21 protein-coding genes, 1 pseudogene and 1 riboswitch are annotated in these 17,905 nt (G+C 42.7%); of the genes and pseudogenes, 18 read left to right on the top strand and 4 right to left on the bottom strand.

What is annotated here, in order from left to right; all coding sequences use genetic code 11:
• The 4 genes from J6I68_RS08015 to J6I68_RS08000 all read right to left on the bottom strand — a co-directional run.
• Positions 1–240, bottom strand: a 240-nt coding sequence (locus J6I68_RS08015; RefSeq protein WP_292219354.1) for a hypothetical protein, incomplete at its 3' end; no start/stop codon positions are given.
• On the bottom strand, positions 237–671 hold the full coding sequence (locus tag J6I68_RS08010) for a LytTR family DNA-binding domain-containing protein (protein ID WP_292219352.1): 435 nt from the start codon (positions 669–671) through the stop codon (positions 237–239). The genes J6I68_RS08015 and J6I68_RS08010, both read right to left, overlap by 4 nt.
• Before the next feature lie 12 nt (positions 672–683).
• Positions 684–1,604 (bottom strand): ABC transporter permease, encoded by a 921-nt coding sequence (locus J6I68_RS08005; protein WP_292219350.1) that lies wholly within the window; start codon positions 1,602–1,604, stop codon positions 684–686.
• A complete protein-coding gene (locus J6I68_RS08000) occupies positions 1,597–2,517 on the bottom strand; it encodes an ABC transporter ATP-binding protein (RefSeq protein WP_292219348.1) in 921 nt (306 codons plus the stop codon). The genes J6I68_RS08005 and J6I68_RS08000 overlap by 8 nt, the downstream gene beginning before the upstream one ends.
• A gap of 241 nt (positions 2,518–2,758) precedes the next feature.
• Between J6I68_RS08000 and J6I68_RS07995 the strand changes: the two genes are divergently transcribed.
• The 18 genes and pseudogenes from J6I68_RS07995 (at position 2,759) to thiC (ending at position 17,872) form a co-directional block, all read left to right on the top strand.
• Positions 2,759–2,968: a helix-turn-helix domain-containing protein gene (locus J6I68_RS07995; protein ID WP_330622458.1), complete on the top strand. Its 210-nt coding sequence runs from the start codon at positions 2,759–2,761 to the stop codon at positions 2,966–2,968.
• A 7-nt stretch (positions 2,969–2,975) separates the two neighbouring features.
• Entirely contained in the window at positions 2,976–3,554 is a 579-nt protein-coding gene (locus J6I68_RS07990; protein WP_292219344.1) for a hypothetical protein, read from the top strand.
• A gap of 23 nt (positions 3,555–3,577) precedes the next feature.
• Positions 3,578–4,633, top strand: a complete 1,056-nt coding sequence (locus J6I68_RS07985; RefSeq protein ID WP_292219342.1) for an ORF6N domain-containing protein — start codon at positions 3,578–3,580, stop codon at positions 4,631–4,633.
• 265 nt (positions 4,634–4,898) lie between these two features.
• Positions 4,899–5,381: a GNAT family N-acetyltransferase gene (locus tag J6I68_RS07980; protein ID WP_292219338.1), complete on the top strand. Its 483-nt coding sequence runs from the start codon at positions 4,899–4,901 to the stop codon at positions 5,379–5,381.
• Positions 5,382–5,402: 21 nt separating this feature from the next.
• The gene (locus tag J6I68_RS07975) at positions 5,403–5,921 is read left to right on the top strand and encodes a GNAT family N-acetyltransferase (protein WP_292219335.1); all 519 of its coding nucleotides are present in this window, start codon (positions 5,403–5,405) and stop codon (positions 5,919–5,921) included.
• A complete protein-coding gene (locus J6I68_RS07970; RefSeq protein ID WP_292219334.1) occupies positions 5,914–6,654 on the top strand; it encodes a class I SAM-dependent methyltransferase in 741 nt (246 codons plus the stop codon). The genes J6I68_RS07975 and J6I68_RS07970 overlap by 8 nt, the downstream gene beginning before the upstream one ends.
• Before the next feature lie 31 nt (positions 6,655–6,685).
• Entirely contained in the window at positions 6,686–7,195 is a 510-nt protein-coding gene (locus J6I68_RS07965) for an NUDIX domain-containing protein (protein ID WP_292219332.1), read from the top strand.
• A gap of 8 nt (positions 7,196–7,203) precedes the next feature.
• Entirely contained in the window at positions 7,204–7,611 is a 408-nt protein-coding gene (locus J6I68_RS07960; RefSeq protein WP_292219329.1) for a GNAT family N-acetyltransferase, read from the top strand.
• A 4-nt stretch (positions 7,612–7,615) separates the two neighbouring features.
• Positions 7,616–8,107, top strand: a complete 492-nt coding sequence (locus J6I68_RS07955) for an adenylate kinase (RefSeq protein WP_292219327.1) — start codon at positions 7,616–7,618, stop codon at positions 8,105–8,107.
• Positions 8,083–8,541: a GNAT family N-acetyltransferase gene (locus tag J6I68_RS07950; protein ID WP_292219324.1), complete on the top strand. Its 459-nt coding sequence runs from the start codon at positions 8,083–8,085 to the stop codon at positions 8,539–8,541. Before J6I68_RS07955 ends, J6I68_RS07950 begins: the two co-directional genes overlap by 25 nt.
• A 123-nt stretch (positions 8,542–8,664) precedes the next feature.
• Positions 8,665–10,158: an alanine/glycine:cation symporter family protein gene (locus tag J6I68_RS07945; protein ID WP_292219322.1), complete on the top strand. Its 1,494-nt coding sequence runs from the start codon at positions 8,665–8,667 to the stop codon at positions 10,156–10,158.
• A gap of 29 nt (positions 10,159–10,187) precedes the next feature.
• A pseudogene (locus J6I68_RS07940) lies at positions 10,188–10,535 on the top strand (MGMT family protein); the annotation flags it as partial.
• Positions 10,536–10,956: 421 nt separating this feature from the next.
• Positions 10,957–12,537, top strand: a complete 1,581-nt coding sequence (gene rsgA / locus J6I68_RS07935) for a ribosome small subunit-dependent GTPase A (protein WP_292219319.1) — start codon at positions 10,957–10,959, stop codon at positions 12,535–12,537.
• 31 nt (positions 12,538–12,568) lie between these two features.
• A complete protein-coding gene (locus tag J6I68_RS07930) occupies positions 12,569–13,285 on the top strand; it encodes a sulfite exporter TauE/SafE family protein (protein ID WP_292219317.1) in 717 nt (238 codons plus the stop codon).
• Between the two features lie 86 nt (positions 13,286–13,371).
• Positions 13,372–13,473: riboswitch (TPP riboswitch) on the top strand.
• 150 nt (positions 13,474–13,623) lie between these two features.
• Positions 13,624–15,210, top strand: coding sequence for a thiamine phosphate synthase (thiE, locus tag J6I68_RS07925; RefSeq protein WP_292219315.1), 1,587 nt, complete (start codon positions 13,624–13,626; stop codon positions 15,208–15,210).
• Positions 15,207–15,731 (top strand): energy coupling factor transporter S component ThiW, encoded by a 525-nt coding sequence (gene thiW, locus J6I68_RS07920; RefSeq protein WP_292219314.1) that lies wholly within the window; start codon positions 15,207–15,209, stop codon positions 15,729–15,731. The genes thiE and thiW overlap by 4 nt, the downstream gene beginning before the upstream one ends.
• Positions 15,728–16,522, top strand: coding sequence for a bifunctional hydroxymethylpyrimidine kinase/phosphomethylpyrimidine kinase (gene thiD / locus J6I68_RS07915; RefSeq protein ID WP_292219312.1), 795 nt, complete (start codon positions 15,728–15,730; stop codon positions 16,520–16,522). Before thiW ends, thiD begins: the two co-directional genes overlap by 4 nt.
• An 18-nt stretch (positions 16,523–16,540) precedes the next feature.
• The gene (gene thiC, locus J6I68_RS07910; protein WP_292219311.1) at positions 16,541–17,872 is read left to right on the top strand and encodes a phosphomethylpyrimidine synthase ThiC; all 1,332 of its coding nucleotides are present in this window, start codon (positions 16,541–16,543) and stop codon (positions 17,870–17,872) included.
• Positions 17,873–17,905: the final 33 nt, after the last annotated feature.

Genomic DNA, 17,905 nt, shown 5'->3' with positions numbered 1-17,905 from the left:
TAGTAGTGTCATCAGGTTGTGCATCAGTGCAGACAACTCTTTATCGTATTTATCATTATAAAGAAGCAGCACTGTTACCAGACTACACAGAAAGCTTGCAACAAGGATTGATCCTGGAGTATACCAGTCAAAAAACCATTCATTTTTCCTCATCACCAGCAGTCCGTAAAGGCTGACAGCACACAGTACCAGGAAACTGACCAGCATTGTTTGTTCCATTACTATCTTTAGCTTTTTCATAGTCCTAACCTCTTCTTCATTTCTTTTACATAGCTTCTGGTAATAAGAATGACCTCTCCATTTAAAAGAACTGCTCTCATCCTGGCATTAGTTTCCGCTTTTATGCTCCTTATCTTTCTAATGTTGCAAAGCATGGATTTAGAACACCTAAAGAATCTGAAATCCAGGGCTTTTTCTATTTCGTAGAGACGGCTTCGCAGTTCAATACAGTCGTCCTTGGTGTAGGCAAAGCATTTATCATCTACAGTTTCTATGTAATAAATCTTGGAAATAGGACATGGAATACTCTCGCCGTCCTTATAGCCCATAATGATCTGCTCCCCATTTTCAAGAAGTCCAATTGCAGTGTCTATGGCTGTCGTGCGCCCATATGCATTTACAACTGCGTATTCACTTTCACCTTGTGAAATCTTATTAAACGTAACCTTCAAGGCTTTTCCCCTTTACATTTTGTTGTACACTCTTGGATAGATGATCTTTGTAGCTACAATAAATACTACTGAAACCATTATTATATATATGCAGGTCTGATTCAATGACCAAGTTGATGATCCAAGTTGTGTGTTAAAAGAAAATGTCTCTTTCATGGCATTAAGGAAGGCGCCGCCGTCTACTCCGCCAATGCATTCATCCATGTGATTTAAAACTCTACCGGTCAGGAAATTCCTGATAAGTACAGTGATCCCTGTAGCTGGGATAAGGTTACATACATTCTGTATGGTCCTGCTAAACTCAGATAGTGGAAGGTACGCACCAACTATAAAGCCTGATACTGCAGAAATGATTCCCATAAAAGCACTGCAGGTCCCCATTTTCCTGAAGAACATCATTATAAGGGTAAAGATTGCTGTGGATGAGATAGTTCCAAGGAAGATCACTCCTACAAGGCACATAATATCCAAAATTTCAAAGTACATTGATCCGTTCAAAAGAAGAACTCCGATTCCGAAAAACAGAACAACTAAGGTCTGAAGGAAAGCGCAAACTACTGCTGCAAGGAAGTATGAAAGGATGATCTCAGCTCTTTTTACAGGGGTTGATATCATATCAAAATACACCTTGTCTTCCCTGTCCCGGACTATTGTTTCGAGGGCATTGTAGGGAATTGTGATAAGAGCTGTGCTGATGATTCCTGTAAGGAGGATACCATTAACAAACTGGTCCATATCACCTGCCAGGATCAGGCCCTCAAGGCCAGATGCAGCATGTTCAAGTGATGATAAAAATGTGCTCTTTAAAAATAAAAGATAAAGAATAAGAATGATAAGTGGTGTGAGCATTGAGAAAAAGATCGATCCCTTATCATTTAAATATACCAGTATGTTTCTCTTTGTAAGTCCTATAAGTCCTCTTAATTTAGCCATTGCACCCTACCATTTCCTTTCCTGTAAGTGTTAAAAATACATCGTCCATTGTTCCTTTGATCACTTCAAAATCTTTGATAGAATCTTTGTTTTTCCAGATGAATTCCATGATCCCTTCATTCATAAGAATATTGTAGTGATCAGCCTCGTAGCTAAAACCTGGAGTACTGGAAGCTTCGATGAGTTTCGTGTTTTCATCGTTCCTCTCTGTATACCAGATGAGTTTTTTGCCTGTATACCTGCTCTTTAATTCAGCAGGTGAGCCTTCAGCAATAATGGTTCCTTTGTCCATAATCACCACGTTGTCAGCTTCTGTGGTTTCTTCCATGTAATGTGTTGTCAGGAAGATTGTCAGGTTCTCGTTTTTTCTTAAGTGATTGATGTAATCCCACACCATCTTGCGAGACATTGGATCAAGGCCTGTGGTGGGCTCATCTAGAAACAGGATGTCCGGCTTGTGGATCAGCGCCCTTGCGATATCTATTCGTCTTCGTTGTCCGCCGGAAAGATTCTCGTAGCTCTTATTCCAGATATCTTCCAGATTAAATTCGTCCCAAAGATCCGAAAGCCCCTCCGTTATCTCCTTTTTGCTGTATCCGTAATATGCGCCTCTTGTAAAGAGATTCTGCTTAACTGTCAGGTTTCCATCCAGTACCGAATTCTGAAAGACTATCCCAATAGATTTTCTTATGGCATCATCCTCTTTACCAAGTTCATGTCCCATTACCCTGACTTGGCCTGAAGTTTTTGGGAGGATCGTGCTTAGCATGTTTATGGTTGTTGATTTGCCGGCTCCGTTTTCTCCAAGGAATGCAAAAAGAGATCCCTGCTTAACTTCAAAAGAGATGTTATTTACTGCTGTTGCAGTGCCGTACTGTTTAACCAGATTATTAACTTCAATTGCTTTTTTCATGTCTTACCTCTTTCTTTTTAACTAGCTTGATCTGTATCTGAAACAGATATTAACTTATTTTGGTCAAGAAAAAAGCAAAATGACGGTGAGTTGCAATTTTCGAAAGGTGAAATGCAAATTGGCTAATACTCTATACTTTTGGGGATTGTGTTGACAACACGCAATGTGTATATTAGTATATACGCATTGAGTATGATGTTTTTTATAGGTGGTAAGAAATAGTATGGACAGCAGGGAATTTTTGATCGAATTAAGAAATAGTACTGGAATGTCGAGGAAGGAGTTTTGTGCTTACTTTGAGATTCCATATCGTACGCTACAGGACTGGGAGCTTGGTAATAGAAAGATGCCAGATTATCTTCTTAGATTGATGGCATATAAGCTTGAGATGGAAAAACTTGCACCAGGTGAGAGTAGCAATTTTAATAACAATGATGAGAATGGAGATTGATTAATAAATGGAACAATTTGATTTAGAGAAACTGGAAAATGCGCTTACATGTGTGGAGCGCATTGCTGATGGGAAGAATCCCATTAATAATGACGTGGCGGATAATGATGATGTGATGAATAATCCAATCATCATTAGAAGCATGTTTTTTATTAAAGATATTTTGACAGAACTCAAGAATAACAATGGAATTATAGGAAAGAGCTTAGGAGTAAGAAAAAAAGATTTTCCTATTGAGTCTCTTTCTGATTATCAATATTCAGGTGTCAAAACCATTACAAGACTGACGGAGCAGCTGAACACAGGGATAGACGAAAAGATATATAAGAAACTATCATACAGAACAGTGACTGATTGGCTTAAGAAAAATGGCTATCTGATTGAAACTGAAGACGAGCAGCTTGGCAAGAAAGTTACGCTGACCACTGAAAAAGCACAGGCTATAGGCATAACACATTCGTTGCAAACCAGTATTAGCGGGAGATCATATTACAGAATTGAATATGATAAGCAGGGACAGGAGTTTGTTGTGCAGAATCTGCCGTTTAATATTTTGAGGTCGAAAAAATCGACCTCAAGTTGGTGAATGATGGCAGGAAGGTGATTGATATGGCAAAAAAGAAAATCAAAGAAGTGGATGAGAATACTGAAGTTGAGGTGATTGAGATTACAGAGGAGCTTTTAAGAGAAAAGCTATATGAGGTTAGAGGAACAAAAGTAATGCTCGATTTTGATCTCGCAGAGATTTACGGCTACGAGACAAAAAGATTCAATGAACAAGTGAATAATAATATAGAAAGGTTTGAGCAAGACTTTAGGTTTAGACTTACAAAAGATGAATGGGCTGACTTGAGGTCGAAAAAATCGACCTCAAGTTGGGGTGGTTCTCGATATGCTCCATACGCCTTCACAGAACAGGGAGTATACATGCTTATGACTGTTTTAAAAGGAGACCTTGCGGTAAGGCAGAGTAAAGACTTTGTAAGAACTTTTAAAAAGATGAAAGATTACATCATGAGTAATCAGAATCTTATCGGGCAACGTGAAGTTATGCAGCTTTCTATGCAGTCATCAGAGAACGCTTTTGAAATTAAAAAGCTTCGCATGGATCTTGGTTCCGTAGAGAAGCAGATGTCTGATGTCATGGACCAGCTCGGAGAAGTAGTGACCAAATCAGATTTGGCAGATATGATGAACAGCTTTGTAAGTGATGAAGACAATGGCTGGCTTATGTTTAATACAAGGTATTCTAGCGCAGATGTTGCCTATTCTTCTATCTATGGTCAAGCTAAGAAAACAATATACCTCGTGGATAACTACATTGGACTCAGAACGTTGGTGTTACTAAAGAATGCTGCTTCCGGAGTTGATATCAAGGTTTTTAGTGATAATGTCGGTAATAATAAACTACACAACATCGAGTATAAGGATTTCTGCAAAGAGTATCCTGGACTGAAAATCTCTATACAAAAAACAGGTGGTATCTTTCATGACAGGTTCATAGTTCTTGATTATGGGACTTCTGATGAAAGAGTTTTCCTTTGCGGAGCATCTTCTAAAGATGCAGGGGCAAGAATTACAAGTATAGTGGAAGATTTCGGAATTCAAAAATACAAGCCAGTTATACAATCTTTACTGACAAGTCCGGCACTTAAGCTTCCTTGATTATGAGGTGACTACTAATAGTTTGTCACCTCTTTCTTTTTTACTAACTTGACCTGTATCTGAAACAGATATTAACCTATTTTTTTCAAGGAAAAAAGCAAAATGACGGTGAGTTGCAATTTTCGAAAGGTGAAATGCAATTAACACGTTGCAACTGCATTTTGTCGGTGTTAAGATGAAAAAACAAAAGTCTATTTTGCGTATGCAGGATAGACTTTTCTTTTAAACAATTAAGTCTCCGGGACTTTAATAGAAAGGCTAGGCTATGGGAGTGATTGAACTTGCAACAGAAAAAGACAGAAGCCAGATCCTTGAGCTTTACAAGGCTCAGAAGGGAAGGGAGTACTGCGCCTGGGATGAGGATTATCCATCTGATGAAACAATAAGTTTTGATCTTTCCAGAGATGCTTTGTATGTGATGAAAGAAAATGGCAAAGTAATTGCTGCAATTTCACTTGAAGAAGATAAGGATGTGGACAAGCTTGATTGCTGGAACAGGGATCTTTTCCCAGGAGGAGAGCTGGCCAGGGTTGCTGTGGACCCTTCCATGCAGAGCAGGGGAATAGGCAGGCAGATGATGGAGCATGGCTTGAAAGCCTTAAAAGAGCGAGGATATAAGAGCACTCATTTTCTTGTAAACAAATACAATGTAAAGGCTATAAAGTGTTATGCAGCCTTTGGCTTTAATGTGGTTGGGGAGTGCTTTATGTATGACCAGGATTTCTTTTGCTACGAAAAAAAGCTGTGATACTTCGAAGGGGAGACAGAAATGGAACTTAGAAAAATGAACATGCAGGACGTTAAGGCTCAGTGGGAGTATACAACTGCGCTTCCTGAAGACGAGAATGGGCTTACTAATCCATATCATGGAGTGAGTTTTGAAGAGTATAAAAATGACGTGCTTCCAACGCTAATATCCTACGAGCATCCTGTAAATATGCCGGACTGGTTCGTGCCAGAGACATATTACTATCTCTGGGATGAAGGTCGCCTTGTTGGCGAGTTCAGGATCAGACACCATCTGACAGATGCTCTCAGGGAAGGGGCAGGGCACATAGGCTACAGCATCTTGAAGGAATGTCGTGGCAAGGGCTACGGAACAGAAGGCCTTAGACTTACAGTTCAGATTGCAAAAGAAATTGTTCCTGAGGATGAGATCTATCTTAGAGTAAACAAAGATAATATTGCTTCGCAGAAAGTCATGATAAACAATGGTGCATATAGAGCAGGGGAAGATGAAGGGCACTATTTTATGAGGATCAGGAAAATGGGAGGAGTAAATGCCTAAACAGAACATATTTGACAACGAGACATTCTTTGAAGGCTACAAGAAAATAAGGGAAAAGGAATCAAATGCCAATGACCTTTTTGAAATCCCCACGCTGTTTTCTCTCTTACCGGATCTGACAGGGAAAAGAGTTCTCGACCTGGGATGCGGATATGGCGAGCACTGCGTCTCTTTTGTTCAAAAAGGTGCCAAGAGCGTTGTGGGAATTGATATTTCGGAGAAGATGCTGGAAGTGGCAAGGACTAAGAATAGTGATCCGAAGATTGAATATCTCCTTATGCCAATCGAGGACATTGACCGGATCACGGAGAAGTTTGACGTAGTAATAAGTTCACTGGCTCTTCACTATGTTGAGGATTTCGAAGGCGTAGTTAAGAACGTCAATAACCTCCTAACTCCCGGAGGAGAATTCATCTTCTCTCAGGAGCATCCCTTTAACACCTGTCACAGCACAGGCGATCGCTGGACTAGAGATGAAAATGGGGAAAAGATACATGTCAATATGAAGAACTATGGTATTGAGAAGGAGAATGAGAGTACCTGGTTTGTAGATGGCATCAAGAAGTACCACAGAATGTTTTCAACCATAGTGAATACCCTGGTGGAATCCGGGTTTGCCATAGAGAAAATGGTAGAGCCTCTGCCTGATGAAGAACTGTTAAAGCGATTTCCAGAGCATAAAGATCTTTTCCATAAGCCGGATTTTCTGGTCATCAAGGCAAAGAGGAAATGATTGATTTGTGCAGATAGTGGGATGAACATAGATGAAGAGACTTTTTGAAATTGATCTAAAAGATTATAAGGAAACTGGAAACGTATTTCGTAGGCCCTCTGCAAGAGCTATCATCATAAAGGATGACAAGATCGCGTTGGTGTATAGCCAAAAGGAGAAGTACTATAAATTTCCTGGAGGAGGAATACACGATGACGAGGACAAAAGACAGGCTCTGATCCGAGAGGTCAGAGAAGAAGTCGGAATGGTCGTGATCCCAGAGAGCATCAGGGAATTCGGAAGTGTCCTTCGAAGGCAAAAGAGTGATCGAGGCGAGGATACTATTTTCGAACAGGAGAATTTTTACTACTTCTGTGATGTAGAAGATGCCCTGGTGAATCAGGAACTAGACGACTACGAAAAGGATGCGGAGTTTGTGCTTCGTGTAGTAGATCTGGACACAGCGATTGAAGTCAATGACGTTTATTCCAGCGATGTCTTTTTTGACGAAGTCATGATAAAAAGGGATCTCAGAGTACTGAGACTACTGAAGGAGCTATAAAACTAATTATGGAAATAAGACGAATTGAAGATAACGAAAAAACAGGAGAATTCATAAACAGGGAATTCACAGATTACGCAGTGGACTGCGCTGTGGCGCTGAACTTTGAAGAATTTACCTTTGCTGCAGAAGATGATGGAAAGATAGCAGGGGTCATCACGGGACGGGCATACTATAACGAAGTCCACATCGGGGATCTGATAATCGGAAAAGATTACAGAAGAGCCGGAGTCGGCAGCAGGCTTGTGTCAGCGGTTGAGGATGCTTTCAAAGATAAAGGCTATGAGAAAATCGCCCTTACTACCTTTGGATTTCAGGCACCGGAGTTTTATAAAAAGCTGGGATATGAGCTTGAGTTTGTAAGAGAAGATAAGGATCCTAAGCTTAGTAAGTATTTTTACCTGAAGAGAATCTGATGACATGAAAAAAGTACTTGTACTTGGGTGCTCGGGAAGTGGCAAGAGCACCTTCTCAATAAAACTTCATGAGAGGACAAAACTTCCGCTTTATCATCTGGATAACATTTGGTGGAAGGCAGACAGGACCCATATTTCAAGAGATGAGTTTGACGAGAGATTATCTGACCTTGTTGGACAAGACAGTTGGATAATTGACGGCGACTACAGCAGGACCTATGAAAAAAGAATTGCAGCTTGCGATACGATCTTTTTCCTGGATTATGGTCAGCAGGTATGCATGGAGGGTATCACAGGAAGAGTGGGGCAGGATCGTCCGGATATGCCATGGACGGAAGATACACTGGATCCTGAGCTTGTGGAGCTGGTCAAGAACTATGAAACAGAGAATAAGCCGCTGCTACGAGAGCTCTTTTCCAAATACCCTGATAAAAACGTTATCACATTCCAAACCAGGAGAGAGGCAGAAAAATGGATTACCAAAGAGCTACAATAAAGGACCTTGAAGAGCTTGTAAGGACAAGGATCATAGTCCTAAGAGCCGCCAATAAACTTGATGAAAACACAGACATGTCAGAAGTGGAGAGGCAGTCGAGAGATTATTACAAGAAGGCCATGACAGATGGCACGCACACCGCTTACCTTGTCTATGACGGGGATAAGTTCATCGGTGCTGGCGGAGTGAGTTACTATAGAGTTATGCCTACATATCACAATCCAAGGGGTGAAAAGGCTTATATCATGAACATGTACACAGCCCCTGACTATCGCAGGAAGGGCATAGCATTTAAGACTTTGGACCTTCTTGTTCGGGATGCAAAAGAAAGAGGCATCACAGCAATATCTCTTGAAGCCACTGACATGGGAAGGCCTCTTTACGAGAAGTACGGCTTTGTGAAAATGGATGATGAAATGGAACTAAGAACTTAAAATCTATTTATCAGAATAAAGTTGTAAATCGTTAAAGTATAGTGTAAAATAAATCAAAACAAAGGCGTTTCGACTAATATCGTGCGCCTTTTTTCTGTAATCAGGTTTAAGGAGGAATGGTATATGGATGGTTTTGTCAGTACAGTTGAGCGGGTTAATGGTGCTGTGAATGGCTTTGTCTGGGGACTTCCTATGTTGATCCTTTTGGTGGGAACAGGGATCCTTATGACAATCCTCACCAAGGTATTTCAGGTTTCTCATTTTAAGCATTGGGTAAGAAATACCATAGGGGGAATTTTCAAGGACAAGCATGTCACTGCCCACACAGGAAAAGAGGATACTCAGATATCTCAGTTCCAGAGCCTGTGCACTGCGTTGGCAGCCACCATCGGAACAGGTAATATCGCCGGTGTCGCAGCAGCAATACTGTCCGGGGGTCCCGGAGCAATTTTCTGGATGTGGATAGTTGCCTTCTTTGGAATGATGACCAATTTCTCTGAAAATGTTCTTGGAATATTTTACAGAAGAAGGAACGAGAGAAATGAGTGGTGCGGAGGCGCCATGTATTATCTTAAATACGGCCTTGGAGAAAAGAAGGGTTGCGCTCAGATAGGAGCATTTTTGGCGATCATGTTCAGTACATTTTGTGTGCTGGCTTCCTTTGGAATCGGCAACATGAGCCAGATCAATTCTATTGCAGCAAACATGAACTCTGCTTTTGGGATTCCAAGTTTTGTAACAGGCTTTATCCTGATGGTGCTGGCAGGCCTTGTAATAGTTGGAGGACTTAAGAGGATTGCTTCAGTAACAGAAAGACTCGTTCCGTTTATGGCTGTTATCTACGTTGTGGGAGCACTTATCATCGTTATCCTTAACGCAGACAAGATCGGCCCTGTATTTGTATCCATCATCAAAGGCGCTTTCGGAATGAAAGCTGTTGGCGGCGGAATCGTTGGAAGCGGAGTTGCCTATGCTGTTCAGTGGGGAATGAAAAGAGGTGTTTTCTCCAATGAAGCCGGCCTGGGTTCCTCTGTTATGGTCCACTCAAGCTCTAACGTCAGAGAGCCAGTTGTTCAGGGAATGTGGGGGATTTTTGAAGTATTCGCTGATACAATTATCGTATGTACACTGACTGCTTTTGCAGTTCTTTCAAGCGGAATCGTCGATCTTGATACAGGCGCTGTTCTCTCTGATCAGGTTTCAACTGCCCTTGTTGCTGAAGCCTTCTCTACTGTATATGGCAGAGCAGGCTCAGCATTTATCGCTATTGCCATTTTGTTCTTTGCATTTTCGACAGTCCTTGGATGGAGCCAGTATGGAAGCAAAGGTTTTGAATATCTCTTTGGTACAAAGTCCACCCGCCTTTTTAAGATCGTGTTTGTGGCATTTATAATCATTGGAGCGACCATGGATCTTACTCTTGCCTGGGACCTTTCAGATACCTTTAACGGACTCATGGCAATACCAAACCTTATCGGTGTTATTACTCTTAGCGGAACTGTTATGAAGATCACTAAGAACTATGTTGACAGGAAGATCAAGGGAAAAGACATAAAGCCTATGCTCTCAGCTGTTGACGAGATCCAGGAACTTCATGAGAAGGAAATTGTTGCATGATGTCAAACAGTAATACACATGCGACTGGCTACAATTTATCCACTGACTGCCTTACGAAAAGAATCTATGAAATAGTAAAAAGAATTCCACGAGGCCGTGTGGCAACATACGGCCAGGTGGCTGAAATAGCAGGGAATAAGAACCTTGCAAGAGTTGTGGGAAATGCCCTCCACAAGAATCCGGACCCTGATCATATCCCATGTTTTAGAGTTGTTAATTCAAAAGGGCGACTGGCCACCAACTTTGCCTTTGGGGAAGGCGTCCAGGAGAGGCTCCTTAGAGAAGACGGGATAGAGGTCAGGGATGGAAAAGTTGATCTGGCGGTCTATGGGATCAATAATGTAAACGAGCTTGTCAGTGATAAAAAACTGATTTAGCTACTAGAAGAACACCTGAATAATAGGAACTGTGACTGGTAGCTTGAAAATGGCATTGACGGCAGAATGTATATTTGTTACACTTTTGTACGTAGTAAAAAAATCTAACGGAAAGAGAGGTAATCATATTTATGGCTATTGTAACAAGAGAGATTGTAACTGAATATAGTATGAAGACCTCGGTTTCTGCTCTTTGATCTGTATTAGATCATCACATATTTAGAACTTTTAACCGTGGCATATTTGTCGCGGTTTTTTATTTGTGATCGCGCACAAGTTGATATGGCAATAGTTCATTCACTATGCATTTTCTGCAGTTTCCCATTTCACATATGTCTCCATACTATATTGAATTTCAAAATAACTAATTCCAACTAACATCAAATAACTAACAAAAAAGATATATCAAGGAGACAAAACATTGAAAAATTTAATAATACGAAAAGAAACACCAAACGACTTTTTTGACACAGAACTTATGACAATGCGCGCATTCTGGAATCTTCACGGCCCTGGCTGTAACGAGCACCTTCTGGTACATAAGCTTCGCAGCGCAAAAGAGTATCTTCCGGAGTTGAGCCGCGTAGCAGAACTTGATGGCAAGATTGTTGGAGCAATCTTTTATTCGGTGGCAACAGTCAAAGATGACGATCATGAGCATGAGGTATTAACCTTCGGACCTCTGGCAGTTGAGCCTACATGCGTCAATTCAGGGATAGGAGCAGCTCTTTTAAAAGAAACTCTTCCCGTTGCCAGGGCAGCAGGCTACAAGGGAATCGTTATCTGCGGGGAGCCTGAGTACTATCCAAAGCATGGCTTTAAGACCTGCGATAACTTTGACATTCATCATCCTGCCTTCGGAAATGCAGATGCCTTCATGGCACTTCCTTTAAGCGACAGCTTTAATGACGTTCACGGACTCTTTTACGAAGCGGAGGTATTTGAGCAGTGTGAGGATGAAAAAGAGATACAGGATTTCACAGAAAAGTTCCCATACTATAAGCCACTTAAATTGTCCTGCCAGTGGCTCCACGCAGAGAAGCTTGGAAGGATCTCAAGCGTCAGCAAAAACAGCTATACTATAAGGTTCTGGGAACAGGAGATCCCGGCTAAGTTAAAGGGAAGTTTTTATGAAAAAGAAGCTGATGAGCTTCCGGTTGTGGGAGATTACGTGACATTTTTGTATAACAGACAGGGAGAGTCAACGATACTGTCAGTATGCGTTAGAAGTAGCTTTCTCCAAAGACCGGATCAGGCCAAGACCGGAGTTATGCAGTACATGGTTGCAAATGTTGACTATTGCTTCATCGTAACTTCTTTAAATGAAGACTATAGCTACAACCGAATTGCAAGATATGTAAGCATCGCTCTTCAGGGCGGTTCTACACCCGTGGTGATCCTTACAAAGTCAGACCTTTGCAACAACACAGGGCGCTACATAAGGGAAGTAGAGCAGATATCTGACAAAGTGAAGGTTCATGCAATCTCAGCTCTTTACGGTATCGGTCTAGATGAGCTTGAAGACTACCTGATACCTGGAAACACCATATGCCTCATGGGCTCGTCAGGCGCTGGAAAATCCACACTGATAAACCAGCTTATGGGAGAGGAAATCATGAAGACCTCCAGCATAAGGGACGGTGATGACAAGGGCCGCCACACTACTACTATAAGAAGGCTCATGGAATCTTCAAAGGGCGTCACTTTCATCGACACCCCAGGAATGCGTGAAATAGGCATGGCAAACACTCAGGATGGTATTGATGATACATTCGCAGATATTGTAGAATTGGAGTGCATGTGCAAATTCAGCAATTGCAGACATGAGACTGAGCCCGGATGCGCAGTAAAAACTGCCATTGAAAGGGGAGACCTTTCACCTGAGAGGTATGAACTCTACAGGAACCTTGGCAAGGAGAATACCAGAAACTACGCCAAGAAAAAAGAGATCTCCAAGTGGGCCAAGGCATACAAGAGGGGAAAAAAGTCTTTTGATTTTTAACTACTAAGAATAAAAGAGATAACAGACAGCTATGATATTTTGGATTATCGCAACGCTTCTTGCGTTCTATGTTAAGGGACTGTGCGGCTTTGCCAACACCCTGGTGTTTACATCGATACTGACCTTTGGCACAGCAAACATAAATATATCGCCGGTGGAACTAATCCTGGGGTATCCAACTAACCTCATTATCAGCATAAAAGAGAGAAAAGCCATCATCCCAAGGATCGTCATTTCTCTTGCGATAATGGTGATAATAGGAAGCCTTGGAGGAGCTCTTTTTCTAAAGAACGCTGACACTACACTGATCAAGATAATATTTGGCGTACTGGTGATACTGGTGGGCATCGAAATGCTCCTTAGAGAGCTGTCCCAAAAGAAAGCAAAGAATTCCAAGGTGCTGCTTACGATAATCGGCATCCTGTCAGGATTCCTTTGTGGACTCTACGGCGTTGGAGCACTGCTTGGAGCCTATATCGGAAGGACCACAGATGACCTTAAGTCCTTTAAGGCAAACATCTGCACAGTGTTTATCATAGAGAATACCTTCAGGATCATCTTATATCTCTTTTACGGGATCATAACCATGGAATCCCTAAAAAGAGCTCTTATCCTGTCACCGTTTATGCTCATAGGCCTTGGGGCAGGAATGCTCAGCGCCGGGAAGATAAGTGAGAGGATTGTAAAAAAGATCGTGATCATCCTTCTTATTGTGTCAGGCATCGCTCTGATCCTGGCTAACCTGTGATTTTTACTACATTTGGGGCTTGCATATCCGTTACATGCATGCTATATTTTAAAACTGTAGGCGGGAAAGCCTACAAATACAATAAAATACAAGACAAGGGGAGCTGATAACGGCTGAGAGGTGCTTTTGGCACGACCCTATACCTGATTTGGATAATGCCAACGTAGGAATTGTCGACACATGGCGGTCTTTGTGCGTAGAAGTGCTCGCCATATGCTAATGATTTTAGATAAGCGTCATCGGATCAGATGGCGCTTTTTAATTTCGCAAAAAGCAACTGTCCATCTGACGAAAATCTCGTGATAGTCTCTCAGTCATGATCGTAGCGATACAGAAACATGACCGGAAATCTTTGGGATATTCATCCGCAAATACACATTTTAAATAATTACATAACTGCTGAAAGCGTGGTAAATGCTGTGCTTGCTGTTGGCGGCGTGGCCATAGGAGGAGATGCCAAGGCTGAGTGCGCTGAGATTTCCGCAGCATCTGATGCCCTCGTGATAAACACTGGAACGCCTTCGCCTTCGCGCCTCGATGTGTTTTTATCATCCGGGAAAAGAGCTAACAAACTAAATATACCTATTGTCCTTGATCCGGTTGGCGCTGGAGCAACGGACTTTAGAAGGAATATGCTAAAGACACTTCTTGATGAAGTCCATTTTTCCTGCATCAGGGGAAACGCTTCAGAGATAAGAGCCCTTATTAACATACTGATGATTAGTAAGAAAGCTGTAGATGGAAGTAACTACACTGAGCAGGAATTTAATGGTGCACATGACCTTACCAGACAAGAAGGTGATAACTTACAGGACTTTACAGGTGTTGAAAGCAAGGAACAGGTCATTTCAAAAAAAGAACTCTTTGATCTCTCAAAGTGTACCGGCGCTGTAATAGTAGTAACAGGACGAAATGTCATGATTGCTGATCAAGTATCAGATTACTTCGTAGAACTTCCTGGCGGAAGCCACATGCAAAAGCTATTTACCGGTGCTGGCTGCATGCTCAGCGCCGTAATAGGTGCATTTCTTGGAGGAGAAAAAAAGAACGGTAACGGAAAAAGGAAAAGCATAGAAGTTGAAGGGAGCAAAGAGGTCAAAGTGAGCAAAGGTAATCAAGATACTGCCTACTTTGCTGCCATCCAAACCGCAGTAGCCACCTACAACGCAGCTGCCAGAAGAGCAGAGATTATCTGCCAAAAAGAAAAAAGATATGGAACCATGTCTTTTAAAAACGCATTTCTTGATGAGCTTAGTATGACTCGCCTAGGGAGCAGGAAGCGCCTTAGCCTTGCGGACACATTTCTTTATGCCATAACAAACAGAGAGTGCCTGCAGGAGGGGATCACCCTTGAAAACGCAGTGGAACAGGCAATCCTTGGCGGCGCCACAATGGTGCAGCTTCGGGAAAAAGAAGTGCCTACAGAAGAATACATTAAGACTGCCACCAGCATAAATGCCATATGCAGAAAGTATGACATCCCCCTTATCATCAACGACAGCGCATCCGTTTGTAAGGCGGTCCATGCATCAGGAGTTCACCTTGGGCTTTCCGATGGCTCCATAAAAGAAGCCAGGAAGAGTCTTGGCGATGACTACATAATAGGTGCAACGGCCCATAACCTTGAGGAGGCAAAAAGAGCCTTTGAGCAGGGCGCCGATTATCTTGGCGTAGGAGCAGCCTTTGGGTCTGTCACCAAGATGGATGCATCAAAAGTGACCGCTCTTGATATGTACAAAGAGATAACTAAGACTGTTCCAATCCCAGTGGTCGCCATAGGAGGCATCAATTACGACAACGTCCATAAACTAAAAGGCCTTGGACTGTCCGGAATTGCAGTGATATCAGGCATCTTTGGTGCTTTAGATATAAAAGAAAATACAATGCGCCTTAATAAAAAGGCCAAGGAGGAGATTTTAAGATGAAAAGAGAATCAGTAGTAAAGCTTGTTTTATCAGGAATGTTTGTTGCACTGGCAGTTGTGCTGTCAACATTCTCAATCCCTGTTGGGGGATCAAAGTGCTTCCCAATCCAGCACATGGTCAACGTTCTTGCAGCAGTATTTTTAGGACCATGGTACGGCGTCGGAATAGCTTTTTGCACATCACTTATCAGAAACATACTTGGAACAGGGACACTTCTGGCATTTCCAGGCAGCATGATAGGGGCTCTTTGCTGCGGTCTTGTCTATAAGCACACAGGTAAGCTTACGTTCACATACATCGCAGAGGTCATCGGAACCGGAATCCTTGGAGGACTCTTAGCATACCCTGTTGCAGCGTTCGTTATGGGAAAAGAGGTAGCTCTTTTCGTGTACGTTGTTCCGTTCCTTGTTAGCACCATTGGAGGAACTGTGATCGCAGCAGTCCTCATCACAATCCTTAAAGCAAACCACACTCTTGAAGTTCTTCAGAACATGGTAAAAGAAGGAAAAGTAAAAGGATGAAGAAAAAGTCAGCTCTTACAATTGCAGGTAGTGATAGTAGTGGCGGAGCTGGAATTCAGGCTGATCTTAAGACCATGCACGGGTGCGGCGTCTATGGTATGAGCGTCATTACAGCCATAACAGCCCAGAACACCACAGGAGTAAGGAGCATTCAAAAGGTAAGCCCCAGTGTTTTGGCGGACCAGCTGGACATGGTGTTTTCCGACATCTATCCGGATGCTGTAAAGATCGGAATGACCTTTGATAGCGATCTTATAGAGGTGATCGCAGACAGGCTCCTTTTTTACAAGGCGAAAAGAATTGTTCTTGACCCTGTAATGGTTGCCACCAGCGGCGCAAAGCTTTTGGAGGACGAGGCAATAGATGCCCTTTTAAAAAAGCTCATGCCTATGGCAGATCTTTTAACCCCCAATATACCTGAGGCGGAAGTACTGCTTGATGGCTGGGCTATAGCAAACAGACAGGACATGGAAGATGGGGCAAAAGAGATAGCAGAAAGATTTGGGTGTAGCGTCCTTATAAAGGGCGGACATATGGTGTCTGGCGATCATTCAAGTGATGTCCTGGCGGATAGAAACGGCGTCATTAAATGGTTTGAATCAGAGAGGATAGATAACCTCAATACCCATGGGACTGGATGTACCCTTTCAAGCGCCATAGCTTCATTTTTGGCTCTTGGATATGAGATGGAAGACAGCATCAGCATGGGAAAGGACTATCTTTTAAGATCAATCAAAGAAGATCTGGATTTTGGAAAGGGCCACGGACCCTTGTGGCACGTTTTTTATTAATAAACTTAGAGAGGATGTATGAATTTGGAAACAGCAAATAAAAGACCTTATAGCACACAGATGGAGGCTGCCAGAAAAGGCATTGTGACTCCTGAAATGGAAGTAGTAGCAAAAAAAGAAAACAGAGACGCCGAGTTTATCAGACAGATGGTGGCAGAGGGAAAGGTTGCTATACCTGCAAACCCAGCCCACAAGGGACTTGATCCAAATGGCGTTGGCAGTATGTTAAAGACCAAGATAAACGTAAATCTTGGGGTGAGCCGCGACTGCAAGGACCTTGATGTTGAGATGGAAAAAGTTATGACTGCAGTCAATATGGGAGCAGAGGCCATAATGGACCTTTCAAGCCATGGGGATACACAACCTTTCAGGAGAAAGCTCTGCAGCAGCTGTCCAGCCATGATAGGTACTGTACCAATTTACGACTCTGTCATTCATTACAAAAGAGATCTTGCAACCCTGACTGCAAAGGACTTTATAGACGTAGTAAGGCTCCATGCAGAGGATGGTGTTGACTTTGTGACCCTTCACTGCGGTATCAGCAAGAATACCATTGAGCAGATCAAAAAGGGCAAAAGAGAAATGAACATAGTAAGCCGTGGAGGAAGTCTTGTGTTTGCATGGATGTCCATGACAGGGCAGGAGAATCCTTTTTATGAGTACTATGATGAGATCCTTGAAATCTGCAGAGAGCACGACGTGACCATAAGCCTTGGAGATGCCTGTAGACCAGGATGCCTTGCGGACGCCACTGACAGATGCCAGATAGAAGAGCTCATAAGACTTGGAGAACTGACAGAGAGAGCCTGGGCAAAAGACGTACAGGTAATGGTTGAAGGACCTGGCCATGTGCCAATGGATCAGATCGAGGCAAACATGAAGATACAGCAGACTATCTGTAAGGGAGCGCCTTTCTATGTCCTTGGACCTCTTGTAACAGACATAGCTCCTGGCTATGACCATATAACAGCAGCTATAGGCGGAGCGATCGCAGCGGCGGCAGGAGCAGCTTTTTTGTGCTACGTAACACCTGCCGAGCATCTGGCTCTTCCGAATGTAGATGATGTGCATCAGGGAATAATTGCAAGTAAGATAGCAGCTCACGCGGCAGACATCGCAAAGGGCATACCTGGGGCAAGAAATCAGGATGACCGCATGGCCAAAGCAAGAAGAAACCTCGACTGGGATGCCCAGTGGCTTGAAGCTCTTGACCCTGAAACAGCTAAAGCTATAAGGGATAGCAGAGCTCCAGAGGATGACCACAGCGACACCTGCAGCATGTGCGGCAAGTTCTGCGCAGTTCGAAGCATGAACAAGGCGCTTAATGGTGAATATATTGATATTCTGTGACCTTCAACAGGAGACCCTTATGCGATCCCAAGA

Source organism: Butyrivibrio sp. (assembly GCF_017940685.1).
Classification (GTDB): domain Bacteria; phylum Bacillota; class Clostridia; order Lachnospirales; family Lachnospiraceae; genus Butyrivibrio.
The sequence above is the reverse complement of the archived record's forward strand: the minus strand, read 5'-3'. Positions and strand labels throughout refer to the sequence as shown.